The 15,767-nt window shown below is 47.6% G+C and carries 16 protein-coding genes; all 16 read right to left on the bottom strand.

Going from position 1 to position 15,767, the window contains the following annotated elements; genetic code table 11:
- Nucleotides 1–49: 49 nt before the first annotated feature.
- Nucleotides 50–715 carry a transcriptional repressor LexA gene (gene lexA, locus ACZOWY_RS01635; RefSeq protein WP_484392361.1) on the bottom strand — a complete coding sequence of 222 codons (666 nt, stop codon included), beginning with the start codon at nt 713–715 and terminating at the stop codon, nt 50–52.
- A 488-nt stretch (nt 716–1,203) separates the two neighbouring features.
- Nucleotides 1,204–2,562, bottom strand: a complete 1,359-nt coding sequence (locus ACZOWY_RS01630; RefSeq protein WP_484392356.1) for a hypothetical protein — start codon at nt 2,560–2,562, stop codon at nt 1,204–1,206.
- 38 nt (nt 2,563–2,600) lie between these two features.
- Complete coding sequence (locus ACZOWY_RS01625) at nt 2,601–3,857, bottom strand: hypothetical protein (protein ID WP_484392351.1); 1,257 nt, start codon at nt 3,855–3,857, stop codon at nt 2,601–2,603.
- Nucleotides 3,858–4,075: 218 nt separating this feature from the next.
- Nucleotides 4,076–4,696: a hypothetical protein gene (locus ACZOWY_RS01620; protein WP_484392346.1), complete on the bottom strand. Its 621-nt coding sequence runs from the start codon at nt 4,694–4,696 to the stop codon at nt 4,076–4,078.
- Between the two features lie 119 nt (nt 4,697–4,815).
- Nucleotides 4,816–6,207, bottom strand: coding sequence for an NADPH-dependent glutamate synthase (gene gltA, locus ACZOWY_RS01615; protein ID WP_484392342.1), 1,392 nt, complete (start codon nt 6,205–6,207; stop codon nt 4,816–4,818).
- Nucleotides 6,195–7,034 carry a sulfide/dihydroorotate dehydrogenase-like FAD/NAD-binding protein gene (locus tag ACZOWY_RS01610; RefSeq protein ID WP_484392337.1) on the bottom strand — a complete coding sequence of 280 codons (840 nt, stop codon included), beginning with the start codon at nt 7,032–7,034 and terminating at the stop codon, nt 6,195–6,197. Before ACZOWY_RS01610 ends, gltA begins: the two co-directional genes overlap by 13 nt.
- A 244-nt stretch (nt 7,035–7,278) precedes the next feature.
- Nucleotides 7,279–8,565 (bottom strand): amidohydrolase, encoded by a 1,287-nt coding sequence (locus tag ACZOWY_RS01605; protein WP_484392331.1) that lies wholly within the window; start codon nt 8,563–8,565, stop codon nt 7,279–7,281.
- Nucleotides 8,566–8,605: 40 nt separating this feature from the next.
- Nucleotides 8,606–9,337 (bottom strand): class II aldolase/adducin family protein, encoded by a 732-nt coding sequence (locus ACZOWY_RS01600; protein ID WP_484392326.1) that lies wholly within the window; start codon nt 9,335–9,337, stop codon nt 8,606–8,608.
- Nucleotides 9,338–9,491: 154 nt separating this feature from the next.
- Entirely contained in the window at nt 9,492–9,752 is a 261-nt protein-coding gene (locus ACZOWY_RS01595; RefSeq protein ID WP_484392321.1) for a hypothetical protein, read from the bottom strand.
- Nucleotides 9,753–9,859: 107 nt separating this feature from the next.
- Nucleotides 9,860–10,375 (bottom strand): hypothetical protein, encoded by a 516-nt coding sequence (locus tag ACZOWY_RS01590; protein WP_484392317.1) that lies wholly within the window; start codon nt 10,373–10,375, stop codon nt 9,860–9,862.
- Between the two features lie 30 nt (nt 10,376–10,405).
- Entirely contained in the window at nt 10,406–11,266 is an 861-nt protein-coding gene (locus ACZOWY_RS01585) for a DMT family transporter (protein WP_484392312.1), read from the bottom strand.
- Between the two features lie 58 nt (nt 11,267–11,324).
- A complete protein-coding gene (locus ACZOWY_RS01580) occupies nt 11,325–12,569 on the bottom strand; it encodes an adenosylhomocysteinase (protein WP_484392307.1) in 1,245 nt (414 codons plus the stop codon).
- On the bottom strand, nt 12,557–13,726 hold the full coding sequence (gene mtnA, locus ACZOWY_RS01575; RefSeq protein WP_484392543.1) for an S-methyl-5-thioribose-1-phosphate isomerase: 1,170 nt from the start codon (nt 13,724–13,726) through the stop codon (nt 12,557–12,559). Before mtnA ends, ACZOWY_RS01580 begins: the two co-directional genes overlap by 13 nt.
- Nucleotides 13,727–13,796: 70 nt before the next feature.
- Nucleotides 13,797–14,609, bottom strand: a complete 813-nt coding sequence (mtnP, locus tag ACZOWY_RS01570) for an S-methyl-5'-thioadenosine phosphorylase (RefSeq protein ID WP_484392302.1) — start codon at nt 14,607–14,609, stop codon at nt 13,797–13,799.
- Between the two features lie 39 nt (nt 14,610–14,648).
- Complete coding sequence (locus ACZOWY_RS01565) at nt 14,649–15,113, bottom strand: hypothetical protein (RefSeq protein WP_484392297.1); 465 nt, start codon at nt 15,111–15,113, stop codon at nt 14,649–14,651.
- Complete coding sequence (locus ACZOWY_RS01560) at nt 15,110–15,763, bottom strand: HAD hydrolase-like protein (protein ID WP_484392293.1); 654 nt, start codon at nt 15,761–15,763, stop codon at nt 15,110–15,112. Before ACZOWY_RS01560 ends, ACZOWY_RS01565 begins: the two co-directional genes overlap by 4 nt.
- Between the last annotated feature and the right edge of the window lie 4 nt (nt 15,764–15,767).

The following is a 15,767-nucleotide window of genomic DNA, read 5'->3' as shown; positions in this document are numbered from 1 at the left end:
GAGACGTAAGATAGACGTTAAAGTTAAATGACGTCAAGATAATGTCAAATCACAGCATACGGAAAACAGCGATAACTTTACCAATGACCTGGATATTGTCATTCCCGATAATAGGACTGTAGGCATCATTTTCAGGCTGTAAACGGATAGAACGTAAATCTTTGAAATAACGCTTTACTGTCGTTTCTTCGCCGTCGATCAATGCGACAACTATATCACCGTTATTCGCAAAATTTTGTTTGCGGACAACAATATAATCATGATCAAGGATACCTGCATTAATCATGCTGTCACCTTTAACAGAAAGCATAAACACATCTTCTTCCGTGCCTATTAAATCTAAGGGAATGGGATAGGTTTCTTCAATGTTTTCAACTGCAAGGATGGGAATACCGGCAGTAACGTTACCAACAAGAGGTACAGGGACTACAGTTTTATTCCGCCAGGAAGCTTCCTGCGTCAGTTCCAATGCGCGGGGCTTGGCAGAATCCCGTTGAATGAAACGCATACTTTGTAATTTGTGCAGATGATTATGAACACTGGCGGTAGAAGATAATCCAACAGCCTTGCAAATTTCGCGTACAGAAGGCGGATAACCTTTGCTCTGAGCGTACGATCTGATAAAATTTAAAACCTGTTTCTGGCGTTCCGTCAACATGTCTTCCGTATAATTACCGTCAAAGTCCTTGGGAATTAAACTTTTATGCCGAGCCATGAAAAAACCTCCTATAAAAATAATAAAGGAATATCAAAACAAATAAAGAAATTATTCAACGTAGCTTTAGTTAATTATAACAGAAAAAGGGGAAGGTGTCAAACGTCTGTTCAATTGCGTTCGCAATTATCCGGCAATTAAAAAAGCAGTAAAAATGCAATCAAACCTTGCTGATAGCAGATAATTATTTTACGTCCGATAATATATATTATGTAAAATCTAAACATGAAGTTTTGTTAATTATTACTAAAATACGTCGTAAATTGTCTGCAAACTGATCTTGAAATAGGATTTCTTCGTGAATCGGCCGTATTTGCGTTTTAAGGCCTGTTTCATCTTTGCACGACTCATTTGTCGTACCCTTCCTTAAAAAACGCTCTACGGGCATTTTACGAGGCCGATTTAAAAAAAATAAAAAACCGCACTATTTTCTGTACGGTTTTTCGGTAATCAGGTACACGTTTTGATTTGATTGGCGCTCCTTAAAATTATTTCTTCTGTAATTGGATTTGTTCTAACATCTTTTTTAGTTCAGTATCCATTTCTTTCTCGTCTTTTGCAATGTAAGCTGCCAGACCAAAATTCTGTGGCGTAAACATTGCTTTCGCGTTGAGATTAATTACGTAATCATTTTTAACTGAACCGGTACCGTCTAATTGAATGGTTCCGTAATTATTACTGAAATTGGATTTTGTGTTAATTTCTTTGAATTCAACTATTTCTTTTACAGACGGATGGTTTAGTCCTTCTTTTATAAATTTGTCAATGATCAGGTTTGTCAGGAACGGGTTGTTAAACAGTTCTGCAAATGTATTTTTTTCTTTTGTTCTGGAAGAGGCAAATAAAGCAGCTTCTTTAATTTTCTGATAATTTAATTTCGAGATATCTTCCTTATCCAGATCCAGATGCAATTCGTTGCCATCTTCCTCTTTTTCACTAAACGTTATAAAATCAGATATATCGCTCCAGGGCGTGCCCAATGTAATTCGTAACGGCATTTTTTCATTAAGCGTATCGTCATTTACCTGTGCGTACGCCCAGTTATCCGGTAGTTTTACCCTGCCGCCCAGCAATTCGTCATAAAAACCGTAAGGCGTGGAATCTTTTATGGGAGCAAAGAACGTCAGCCCTTTCAGAAATGCCTGGCGGGACGTAATATATTTTTTGATTTTTTCTTTGTTTTCGTCAGTTAATTCGGTTCGCACTTTCTTTTCAGTAAATGGCGTCGCCTGCTTTATTTTCTCTTTCTGTGCTTTCAGGTTTGGCAGCGGGAAGGTTGAAACCACTGTGTAAAGCATATTGTTTGCTGACGTGATGGCAATCTGCATATCAACAGCACGGCGCAATTTTTTCAATTCGTCTTTTTTTTCATTTTCAACTATATGAAGATAAACGAAAGGCTGTTTCCCTTTTTTGCTGGTAGAAATACTGATGGACGAATTATCAAGAAGTTCCTTTGGCGCAATAGACAATCTGTTGCCGGGTTTGATCTCGTATGGATCCGGCATAAAAAAGATATAATCAACTTTATCAGGCGACAGTTCGTTGCGTTCCAGAACCTGCAAATCTTTATATTTTTTAAGGAATTCCTCCGTGGTAAACTTTCTGCCGGTCTCCTCTTCTGCTTCTTTGGCTGTAAAAGCGCAGATAATATTCAAGGAAGTTTCCTTTTTATCCGGTTTGTTGGCCAATCCGTAGAAGTTTTTACTGCCGATTTCCATCCAGGAAGGCTGATACTTCAATGTAAATCCGGAGTCCAGGTCGGTGTAGGTGTTTGTTGCGGCAAAGGCAGGGATACTGCCGGAAAGTAACAGCGCGGTTACGGTTGCTGCAAGAATAGTTTTCATGGTGTTCTTTCTGCTCCTTGGTTGTAACAACGATAAAATTATTTTTCCGGTAACAGTTTTACAGTATCTGCCAGATTGGCCGCTGCTTTTGTCTTCATGCTGTCACCTTTGGCAATATAAAGGCTGAACAGGCCTTTTTCCCTGGTGCCGGAGAACAGGCTGTGTGCCAGGAAATCAAACTTGTTGACTGCTTTAATATTGCTGTCAAAACTCAGTTTGATCTGGTTCCCGTCATTGGTGATGGTTGCTTTGGGATTGGAGAAGACAGCATATTCCCTGATCTTTTCATTTTTGGTCAGTTCCGGTAGCATTTCATCCAGTTTTTTCTGTAATTCGCTTTGGGGAACGCTGAAAAGTACATCGGCTACATTTGTTTCGTTCTTGTTATTCTTTTTTAAACTGTAGCTGGCCAAGATAATGCTTTCATCATATAAAGCATAGAAATCTTCCGGCTTCAGGTCAGCCGTTGCGTCTTTTAAAGAACGCTGTGTCAGCATACTTGCAACCATTGTATAAGGCGCTGCCCAGGCGAAATTAACTTTCACCTCTTCCTGTTCTTTGATATCAGGGAACCCTTTTGCATAGATCCACTGATCCGGAAGGGCAATAAACTGTTTTAATACCGGGTCTTCCATACCGAAAGGCCTGACGTCTTTTTCTGGCTTGAAGAAGATCAGGTTTTTCAAAACGGTATCCCGTTCTTTTTTCAGGGCTTTTTGAAATTTCAGGTCGTTTAAAGAAGAGGTTGTCAGTGGGAGGATCGCTTTGTGCAACGCATGCGGATCCTGCATGGCGGTTTCCGCCGTATCCATGGAAACGCCTTTGGCTTCATAATCTTTTCTGATGCCCGTTTGATTATCTGCTGCCTTGTTCTTTTTCGCAGACGGTTCAGCACTGCAATACGATTCGGCTACATACAGAATATTATTTTCCGAAGTCAGATACACCTGTACGTCCATTGCATTTCTATCCACGGTATCATCATCATTCACAGCGCCGGGCGATTGCATGGAAATAACAAAATAATTACGTTTGCCTACGGTTGTTGTACTGTAGGATAGTTCTGCGTCTTTCAAATCTTCCTGGTCGAAAATTTGAAAGAGACTGTCTTCCATGTTCGTATTCAACTGCGTTGCGTATGCGTAGGTCTCCGGTTGGAACAACACATAATCCGGTTTTTCTGTTGATTTTTTATTACTTGCCAAAGCCAGTTTTGCCATAAATTCTCTGGTAGAAAAAGGCTGTCCGGTTTTTTTGGCTACAATATCAGCCGGGATTGCAACCAACGAGTTCATGCTGTCCGTTGTAGTATTTTTTTCCTGAAATCCGTAGCTGTATTTCGAAGCGTATTCTATCAATGGATTAGCGGAAACTACGCTGAAACCCGAATCTGCATCGGTGTATACATTTTTAGGTGCGGCAGATACAGAATATGCACTGCCTAAAATTAACATAGAAGATATAATTGCAGCTGTTCTTCTTATCATGATCAAGTACACCACCTTACCTGCTCTTATTTGTTCCTGATGACTTTCACTTTCCCCTTACCCTTCTGCCAGTATTCCGTAACAGATTGCCCGGGAAGCGGATTATGCTGTGAGTCAAACACATTGCGCTTTACTTCCAGTGCATGAACAGCGATTCGTTCACCTTTTTCAAAGACCGCTATCATCATCAGTCTGGCGCTCATCTCCCAGATTTGTTTGACTGTGCCGTTTTCGTTTACGGTAGTGGTCCAGTTGAGGACTTCACCCTTTGCAGGCAGTTTTAATAACTCAAGATTTACGTGCACATTATTATTTGGATCCGATTGATCGCCTGACCACCAGGTCTTTGCGGTAACGGCATAATCCGTAATATCCAATATGTAAGAAGAAGTTCCGTTGTAAGGCAGGAATTTTATGCTGCCAATCAGGGGAATCGGCGACTCCCTGTCCAGACGGTATCCGTTACTGCTTCGTTCAAACGTGATATTGACTTTCTCAACAGCCCCTGATTTCTCATCGTTGTAGATATAGTATGCAGAACGTCCTTCCGGGTAAAAATAATCCAGGATTTTTTCCTGGGCCTGCGCGACAGTTGAGATGGCAAGACATACGAGTAATACGGAGAAAAATAATCTAATCTTTTTCATTGATAAATCAGCCTTTCAATTTGATTAAAATTTGAGAACGATATCTTAAATTCTATACATAACCGTGGTATTGCAGGATGGGCCTGCAACGTTTGCAACCCATCTGCCGGAACCGGCAGTTATTTCATTAAATACGCATCAATGGCCGCGGCCGCCTTCTTGCCGGCGCCCATGGCGGAAATCACTGTGGCAGCGCCGGTGACGATGTCGCCGCCGGCATAGACGCCCGGCATACTGGTAGCGCCGTTTTCATCGGCTACGATGTTGCCGCGCCGGTTCACTTCCAGATCCGGCGTAGTCTGATGGATCAGCGGGTTTGGTCCCTGACCGATGGCCATGACCACTTCATCCACTTCCAAAATGTGATTACTGCCTTCCACAGCTACCGGGGAGCGGCGGCCGGAAGCGTCTGCCTCCCCTAATTCCATCTTCACGCATTCCAGCCCGGTGACCCAGCCCTGTTCATTGCCGACAATCTGTACCGGATTGTTCAGAAGATAGAATTCAATGCCTTCTTCTTTTGCGTGTCCTACTTCTTCCTTTCGGGCCGGCAGTTCGTCTTCACCCCGGCGGTACACGATGTAAACGTGTTCTGCCCCTAACCGCATGGCGGTGCGGGCTGCGTCCATGGCCACGTTGCCGCCGCCTACCACTGCAACTTTTTTACCGATAAAGACCGGGGTGGCCGCCCGCGGGAAGGTATACGCTTTCATCAGGTTCACGCGGGTTAAGAATTCGTTAGCGGCATAAACGCCGTTGAACTGTTCGCCCGGAATGTGCATGAAGTGAGGAAGTCCCGCGCCGGTGGCAATGTACACAGCGTCAAATCCTTCTTCCTTCATTAGCTCATCAATGGTGAAGGTGCGCCCAATGATGGCATTGGTCTGAACGTGCACGCCCATCTGTTTCAGCCCTTCGATTTCGTGCTGCACGATTTCTTTGGGCAGACGGAACTGGGGAATGCCGTACATCAGCACGCCGCCGGCTGCATGCAGGACTTCAAAAATCGTTACATCATAGCCTTTTTGCGCCAGCACACCGGCACAGGCCAGGCCGGAAGGTCCGGAACCTACGATGGCAACCTTTTTTCCGTTTTTCGCGGCAACTTCAGACGGATCCACTTTATCCAGTCCATGTTCCCGTGCGTAATCCGCAACGAAACGTTCCAGGCGGCCGATGGCAACCGGTTCGCCTTTGATGCCCAGCACGCAACGGCTTTCGCACTGCTTTTCCTGCGGGCAGACACGGCCGCAGACCGCAGGCAGGCTGCTCTTTTCTTTAATGATTTTAATCGCGGAAGCAAAATCTCCTTCGGAGACTGCATGGATAAATTTCGGTATATAAATATTGACAGGACATCCTCCTACACAACGGGGCTTTGGACAGTTCAGGCAACGTTTTGCTTCTTCAATGGCTGTGGCTTCATCGTAACCCAGGGCGACTTCTTCAAAATTGCGACGGCGGATTTCTGCCGGCTGTTCCGGCATGGCATGACGATTTACTTTAAGCATTTGCAGTCACCTCCGCATCCCCACTCAACCGATTCCTGTTCTTTGTACATTTTCTGGCGTTCCATCAGATTGGCGAAATCTACTTTATGAGCGTCAAACTCAGGCCCGTCCACGCAGGCGAATTTGTTTTCGCCGCCTACCAGCACGCGGCAGCCGCCGCACATGCCGGTGCCGTCTACCATGATGGTATTCAGGCTGACTGCCGTAAACACATGAAATGGTTCCGTGGTGCGGGCTACGTTGCGCATCATAATGACCGGGCCGATGGCAATGACGTAATCTACTTTCTCACCTTTTTCCAACATGGCCTTCAGCGGATCGGTGACGAAACCTTTATGGCCGTAGCTGCCGTCGTCAGTGCAGACGATCAGTTCGTCGCTGACAGCCCGCATGCGGTCTTCCCACAACACCAGGTCTTTATTCCGGGCGCCGATGATGGAAATGACTTTGTTGCCTAATTCTTTATAAGCACGGGCAATGGGATACACCGGTGCTACGCCGATACCGCCGCCTACGCAGACTACCGTGCCGAAATTTTTCATTTCGGAAGGCTGGCCTAAAGGCCCGACGATATTATCCCATTCATCTCCTGCTTCATAGTCTTCGCAGATGTGGCGGGAGGTGTTGCCTACCACCTGGATGATCATGGTGATGGTTCCCTTTTCCCGGTCAAAGTCTGCAATGGTGAACGGAACCCGCTCACTTTCCGGATCGGACAACACGATGACGAACTGGCCCGGCTTGCACTTGCGCGCAATCAGCGGCGCTTCAATCACCAATTCATAGACAGCAGGTGAAACAAGTTTTTTGTCCAAAATTTTCGCCATGATGATTCCCCTTCCTTTGCGGTTCAGTTATTCATACTTTTATAAGATTAACACATAATTATGTTCTAATTTTGTTTATTAACCGAACATTGCAAAAAGAAAAAACATACTATCATTTAATTATACCACGTTCCTTACGTTTTTCGTTAAGGAAAAACAAAAGAAATACTGATTCATTCGTATGCATGCTGTCAGGCTCTTTTGTGACAGACTGTGACAATGTCCCGTAATGCAGCTATGGAATTTATTTCCCCGTCAGCCGTTTTGCTATCCTGTCCGCTTCAAAATAAATCTTTTCCGCATCCAGCGCTTTTACTTCGCCTTTTTCCATAACCACCTTACCGTTGATGATGGCCGTATCCGCATCGCCGGCATTAGCAGCGTACACCAGCAGGCTCATGCGGTTGTTGCGGGGATACCAGTGTGGCTTGTTCATATCATAAAGCACGATATCCGCCAGCCAGCCTTCTTCCAGTTTGCCCAGGTTATCGTAGCCAAGGCACTTCGCTCCCTGATACGTGGCCATATCCCAGGCTGTGGCTGCCGGAATGCACAGCGGATCGTAGGTTACACCCTTATGAAGCATAGCGGTGAGCCGTGCTTCTTCCAGCATGTCCAGATTGTTATTACTGGTTGCTCCGTCAGTGCCAAGTCCGACCGTGATACCTTTTGCCAGCATCTTTTCTACCGGGGCGATACCGCTGGCCAGCTTCAGATTGCTCTGGGGATTATGGGCTACCCTTGCCTTTTTGGCAGCCATGATCTCCATTTCTTCTTCCGTTACCCATACGCCGTGTGCAATCAGGCAGCCCCGGTCCAGAATGCCTAAACTGTCCGCGTATTTAATGGGTGTGGCGCCGAAATTCCTGACGCAGTCTTTCACTTCCTGTTCTGTTTCTGCCAGATGCATGTGCATCTCACAGTTCAGTTCCCCGGCGGTGTCTGCTAACAGTTTCAGATACTCTGTGCCACAAGTGTAGGGCGCATGGGGTCCCAGCATGACAGTGATCAGTCCGTCCTCTTTGCCGTTCCAATCTTTAAAAAGCTGCACATTTTCTTTTAAACGTTCATCTTCTTTATCGTACTTGTCCCCCATCAGGCCGCGGGAAAGGCAGGCACGGATGCCGGCTTCCTGAGAAGCCTGCGCTGTTTCGTCCATGAAGAAATACATGTCGGCATACGCTGTGGTTCCGCTTTTCAGCATTTCCAGAATGCCAAGCTGGGTTCCTGCATAACAGTCGCCTTTCTGCAGCCCCGCTTCCGCTGGCCACACCTTGTTCTGCAGCCAGTCCATCAGCGCCATATCGTCCGCATAGCTGCGCAACAGGCACATGGCGATGTGGGTGTGGGCGTTCACCATACCGGCAGCGGCCAGCTTGCCTGCACCGTCAATCTGGTAGGCATCTTCATAACCTGTTGGTTTTTCTTTACCAATGTAGGAAATTTTGTTGCCGGTGACGCCGATGTACTTTTTTTCATACGCCGGGCCGTCGGTAACGATTTCCACGTTGCTGATTAAAATTTTCTTCATGGTGAGTTCCTTTCGTAAATTTAGAATAAGATATAATGATTTATTCTTCTCCCCGTTGCCGTTTGCTGTAATGGTTTACATAAAAACCGTGCAGCGCGTTCACTGTTTTTCTGTCTAACGGAAACGGCGTGCCAAATGTATGGGCAATACAATAAATTTGCGCAGCCTTTTCCAAAACCTTTGCTGTTGCCAGCGCTTCTTTCATGGTTCTGCCCCAGCATACAGCGCCATGGTTGGCAATCAGAGCTGCGCTGCGGCCGCCTTCCATGGCTTCCACTACTCTTTGCCCCAGTTCTTTTGTGCCTGCAATTGTGTATTCGGTACAACGCACTGCGCCGCCGACAATTTGCGTTAAGTCTTCAATGACGGGAGGCAGATCCTTATGGGCCACGGCCAGCGCGCTGGCGTACACGCTGTGGGTGTGCACGATGGCCCGGGCTTCCGGAAAGTTTTTGTATATTTCCAGATGCAGAGGCAGCTCCGAAGAAGGACGTAAGGGAACGGCGTGGTTTTTGATGGGATTACCCACGCTCTTTTCCTGATCCCCGTCTTTGCTGTCAGGTATCTGAACTGTTCCTTCCAGGTCAGTTACTACGATATCCGCGGAGGTGAGCTGTTCATAATCCCTGCCTGACGGCGTGATGGCAATATGATTTTCATCCACGCGGCAGCTGATGTTACCGTAGGTGCCGATGGTCATGCTGGAATGAGCCAGTACAAGGCCTGCTTCTACCACTGATTGTCTGATATTCTCTGAATTGCCTTTATCCAATAGTAAAACCTCTTTCCTGAAAAATATCTTATACTTTTCTTGCACTTACGCGGATCCGCGCATAATCGATGATATCTGATTGCCATCCTTACATAGACCGGGCCGGAGACGGATTTCCGCTTCCTGCACATTTGATAATCATAATTCGTTTGCCTTATTCGCACATCTCCGCCAGGTTCAGCGGTTTGCCCTGCTGCATCAGGTCAAACTCTTTTGTTGCCGGGATGGCCGAAACGATTTTTAACGCGCCATTTGCCTTGTCAATCCAGAAAGAAGCATGGTCCGTCCAGAGTTTCCCCCTGTTATGCTCCCGGAGAAAAATGAAGTGGGTATCAATTTCATAACCGGCACTGACTAACGCGAAGGGTCCCATCCACTCTTTGGCAATTTCGTAAGCCTGTTTTGCTGTGATCATGATTACACCTCTCCTCTTCAACTAACCTTTTAATCAGCGTCACTTTAAATAATTATTTCGTAACAGATTATGATATTTGTTCCCATATGTTGCCCATGTATATTGAATCACTGTCCTTCTGCCGACCGCAATAAATCAAGCAGTTTATGATAGTAATCAGTTTGCTTATCGCTTAGTTCGTCATCGGAGCGCATGGTAAGAGTCCAGCCGGCTCCGTTGCTTGCGTCTTTATAAGAAACAGAAAGGCTTACACTTGCAGCATCCAGTGCAAATAAGGCGCTCTTACGAAACGGTTTCCATTTAAAGATTTTATACTCCCTGCCCAGTTCTTCCATCTTTTTCAGCACGTCTGCTGAAATGTTTTTGTCCACCGTTCTTTCCGGAGAATTATGCCAGTCTTTACTGTTGCTTTTGAAGTTTGCTTCCGAATCACTGACGCGTGTCAGTTCAATGCGTTCGTGCCCGCCTGTAGAGCTTCCTGAACTGACGTATCCGCACCTCGTAATATAAGCTGTCTTTTCCTGTACCATATCTTTTCCGCCTTTGGCTTCTGCAATGCCGGAAAATAGCGGAAGGCATATTCCCAAACATAAAACTGCCATCAAAGCTTTTCTGATTCTCATACTTTTTCCCCCTCGCTGTTTGCTTATGGATTACTTTTCACCAAGTTCCCCAATGATTGCCCCGCCGATAATGAAAACAGCTCCGGCAATCTGCAGCATGGTCATGCTTTCGTTCAGCAGCCATGCGGAAAACAATAATGCCGATACCGGATCGATATAACTGATAAGCGCCACCGACTGGGCGGGCAGGCGCTGCATACCGGTAAAATAAAGGAAATAGGCCAGCCCCGTGTTCATAAGACCGATAACCAGAAGGTACGGAATATCGGCAGTCATCGGGTAAGATAAACCCGAAGTAAAAAGAACGTATAACAATACGACAATAAAAGCCACATCGAGTTCAACGGCGGCTGTCTGTAACCCGCCAGTGTTTCTGATGCGCTTGTTGAACACGATCAGGGCCGCGTAAAACAGGGCCGAACCAATCGCCGTAAACAGTCCTGCCATACTCAGCTTGCCGGCGGCAATACTTCCGGTAATACAGAGTAAACCGGCAGCAACAATCATAACGGCAGCCAGTTTCCGCTTTGTCAGCTTTTCACGGAACAGCCAGGGCGAGAACAGTAATACCAGCATGGGACCTGCATAATAAATCAATGTGGCAAGGCTTACGTTCAGCATCCGGTACGCGGCGAACAAAGTCACCCAGTTTAAGCCAAGGGCGATGCCGCCAGCCAGAAGATTGCCTAGTTCGGGTTTAATCCGGCTAAACGAAAAGTCTTTTTGGAGCAGGACCATTGCCGAAAGCACAAGCCCGCCGATCAGTGTCCTGACAAGAACGATCTGGCTGCTCTGCAGCGAGATATGCGACACCAGATATCCGTTTGTGCCAAACAGCAGCATGGAAAGGATGTACATGCCGTAAAAAATACCTGTGTTTTTGTAGTTCACTTTCCATCCCCTGACTCTTTCAGTTCTTTAACAGCCAGCACGCCCTCTGCGTAACTGATTATGCCTCATGAAGATATTTCCACTGTTCTTCACTCAGGGTATCCACATCAAAGCCCATGGCCTTCAATTTGATTGCTGCAACCTCTTCATCCAGTTCTTTCGGCAGCAGGTACAGTTTGTTTTCCAGCTTGCCTCTGTTCTCCAGCACGTGGCGCATGGCCAGGAACTGCATGGCAAAACTCAGGTCCATGACTTCCGCCGGATGTCCGTCGCCGCAGGCCAGATTCACCAGACGTCCCTCGCCTAACAGATTAAGCTGGTGACCGTTGGCCAGGGTGTAGGCTGTAATATTCTGACGCGCCTGGAAGGGAGCTTTCACACTCAGGGCTTCAAGGTCCGGTTTGTTGATCTCCACATCAAAATGACCGGCGTTGGCCAGCAGCACGCCGTCTTTCATCACTTCCATATGTTCTTTGCGGATGACGTCTTTACATCCTGTTACGGTGATGAAGACATCACCTTTTTTTGCAGCTTCCGCCATGGGCAGGGTTTCAAATCCGTCGAACACGGCTTCGATGCCTTTGATGGGATCCACTTCCGTTACGATGACCCGGGCGCCCATGCCTTTGGCCCGCATGGCCACGCCTTTTCCACACCAGCCGTAACCGGCAACGACAACCGTTTTGCCGGCCACAATCAGATTACTGGTCCGCATGATGCCGTCCCACACGCTTTGGCCGGTACCGTACCGGTTGTCAAATAAATATTTGCAGTTGCTGTCGTTGACCGCGATCATGGGGAACGCGAGTCTCCCCGCTTCCGCCAGCGCCCGCAGACGGATCACGCCGGTGGTGGTCTCTTCACTGCCGCCCCACAGTTCCGGAATCAATTCCTTGCGCGTGGTGTGCAGCTTGTTCACCAGATCGCCGCCGTCGTCCACGATCAGCCGGGGATGGGTGTCCAGCGCTTTATCCAGATACATGTCATATTCTTCGTTGGTGCAGGCGTAGGTAGCGAACACCGTCACGCCGTTTGCAACCAGCGCAGCCGCCACATCGTCCTGTGTAGAAAGCGGATTGCTGCCGGTTACCGTTACGTTGGCTCCGCAGTTTTTCAGTGTCAGCGCAAGGTATGCGGTCTTGGCTTCCAGATGAATGGTGACCACCATGTTGATGCCTTTGAACAGTTGGGTCGGTGCATATTTTTCATTAAAGTAATTCAGCAAAGGCATGTGGCCTTTCACCCAGTCGATTTTCCGCTGGCCGCTTTCTGCCAGGGTAATGTCACGGATCATGCTTTCCATGTAAAGAGTTCCTCCTTGCGTACGTTTGCTTTTAATTCTGCAATAGATTTTTTAAATGGCGGGCGCAGCACGCCGTATTCGGTGATGATGCCCGCAATGAGTCTGGCCGGCGTTACGTCGAAAGCCGGGTTAAACACGTTAACATTTTTTGGCGCAGAAGCCTTGCCCTGAAACCGTCTCACTTCTTTTGCATTGCGTTCTTCAATGGGAATCTGCGTGCCGTTCTTCAGTGAAAAATCGAACGTGCTGGCAGGCGCCGCAATGTAAAACGGAATGCCGTGGGCTTTCGCCGCCAGCGCCACGCCGTAGGTGCCAATCTTGTTGGCCGTGTCCCCGTTGGACGCGATGCGGTCCGCCCCGGTGATGACGAGATTGATGCCTTTGGTTTTCATGGACCAGGCCGCCATGTTATCCGTAATGGTGGTGACGGGAATGTTGTCTTGCATCAGCTCCCAGGCAGTGAGGCGGGAACCCTGCAACAGGGGCCGCGTTTCATCAGAATACACCATGCTAACTTTGCCTTGCGCGTGGGCAGAACGGATCACACCCAGCGCCGTGCCCCAGCCGCAGGTGGCTAACGCTCCGGCGTTGCAGTGTGTTAAGATGACAGCGCTTTCCGGAACAACTTCCGCGCCATACTCACCCATCTTTTTATTTTTGGCAATGTCCTGTTCGTAAATTTTTACTGCTAATTTTTCCAGTTCCGCATCTGTCTGCTGCAGGTCAAGTCCCGCTTCTGCCATTTTGCAGGCGGCGTCGTACATCAGCTTTGTCGCCCAGGAAAGATTCACGGCAGTGGGACGGGCTGCGTCCAGTTCATTGCGTGCTTCCAAAAATTTTTGCAGTAAATGCTGCTGCAATTTTTTCGCAGCGTGGTCATGATCGCCATACAGCATGGCGGCATAAGATTGCAACTGCATGGCAGATGCGGTTTCATTTTCTTTTTCGGCGCAGGCTTGTGTAATTTCCCGCCAGGCCAGTACCATGGCAAAAGCTGCCGCCGCCCCGATGGCCGGCGCGCCACGTACTTCTAATCTCTGTATGGCTTTCCCTGCTCGCTGGTATGTGTCGCAGGCAATCCATTCTACGCTTACGGGCAGCTTTGTCTGGTCTAACAGTACCAGCTTCCCGTTTTCCCACTTCATTGTTTCAACCATAGTTCTTCCCATTTCTTCCCTTCATAACGCAACGCATTCCACTGGACCTGCAGAATGTGCTGCAAAAAATTTATTCTCTCTCCGGATGCAGCTTAAAGCCGCCAAAATCTTTCATGGCGTGCTTGCACAGGCAGATGTCTTCTACTTTTTCATTGTAGCCGATGAACCCTAAAATCAGCTGTTCCATGTTTTTAATGCTCTGGTTCATGGCTTCCACCACTTCCTTATGGGACAGCGGCGTAGGAGAAATACCGGCGCCCATGTTGGTGACGATGGCTACGTTGGTATAACAGAGTTCTGCTTCCCGTGCCAGCGCCGCTTCCTGGGCGTTAGTCATGCCGATGACGTCGCCGCCTAACATTGCGTACGCACGTACTTCCGCTGCCGTTTCAAAACGGGGCCCGTCGGTGCAGACATAGCAGCCTTTTTCATGGAAGGTGATATTTGTTTTTTTCAGTATCGCAATAGCTTTCTGCCGCAGGGTTTCACAGTACGGGTTGGTAAAATCAGCATGGGCTACGCCGCGAACCGGGTTATCGTAAAATGTACTGATGCGTGCTTTGGTAAAATCCATCAGCTGGTCGCACACCACAAAATGGCCTGCCTTCATGTTGGGGTTCAGAGAACCTGTGGCGGAAGTGGCGAATACTTCTTCCACGCCCAGGCTTTTCAGCGCCCAGATGTTGGCCCGGTAGTTGATCATGTGGGGCGCTACGGAATGGTCCACCCCGTGCCGGGATAAGAAGGCTACCATGTTGCCGCTCATCTCGCCGATGTTGCACAATGCTTTGCCATAAGGCGTTTCAATGATTTTAGTTTCAAAGCCCTTCAGGGTATCGGGGTTTTCAATACCGGTGCCGCCTACAATTGCAATTTTACGCATGTGATTACCGCCTTTCTGAATTTGTATACTGAAGAACGTTTAATGAAGTACGCCGCACTTTATTTCAGTTACTTTGCCATATTTAATTTCTATTTTTAATCCTACGCCCTGCAGTCCGTCTGCATAATATATAAAATCTTCTTCATGAATATAATCCGGCTCGCCATAGGCTTTCTTAACCATGGCCATATCAGTTCCCAGACCGATGCCGGCCTTTGTTTTGGCATCGCTGAAATCATCAGCTTTCATTTTGGTTAATTTGCCGTTGATAAACTCAAACTCCAATGAATTTCCGTATTCATATTCCACTTTTTCTCCGTAGGATTTCATTTCCCGCTCAGCCTTTCTGGGACGGCCGTAAGCATTTTCCACAGCGCTGATGGAAGCTCCGTAGGGAATCCCGCCAAGTTCTATCTGGTCAGCCGGTATCGAAGCAAAACAGGTTGACCCTGCCAGAAGCGCAGCGCCTGCAGCAGCAGTTAATAACAGCTTTTTCAGCATCATCTTTCTCCTTTCTGTCTCTCCGGTTTTAACAGTTCCCTGATGTCATGCAGCCAAAAATCCGGTTTAGCTCTGCCGGTAAATTTGTTTTTTGTTACCTGGGTGTATTCCACTGCGGCTGTTAAGCAGCCTGCGGCTTTACCGCTCATGATATCGAAGGGCGCGTCACCTACGCAAAGGGTTTCCTCCGGCGGTGTCCCTAATATGTCCAGGGCCATTCGGGTCGGTTCTGCGTCCGGTTTGGGGTGTTTTACCATATCCGAACCAATTACCGTGACAAAAAATCTGTCGATACCAAGGCAACGGGCGCCCCGCAGACAGGTAGCGGTGCTTTTGCTGGTGACAACGGCCATGGGGATATGCATCTGCTGCAGTCGTTCCAGCGTTTCTTTAACTATTGGGAAAGGCCGGATCAGTTCGTCATGATGGAGTTCCTGATATGCCCGGTACTCGTCGCAGATCCTGCTTCCTGTTTCTTCGCCGAATACTTTAGTCAGACAAATCTTCAAGGGCAGTCCGAATGTTTCAATAAACGGGGCACGGTCAGCTTTCCTTCCCAATACTTTTTCCGTGCTGTAATCGTAACAGGCAAAAATCACCGGCAGTGTATTGGCCAATGTGCCGTCAAAATCAAAAATTATTCCTTTGATCATAAGT

It is taken from the genome of Succiniclasticum sp. (assembly GCF_056977735.1).
Note: the sequence above shows the minus strand (reverse complement) of the source record. Positions and strands in the feature narration are given on the sequence as shown.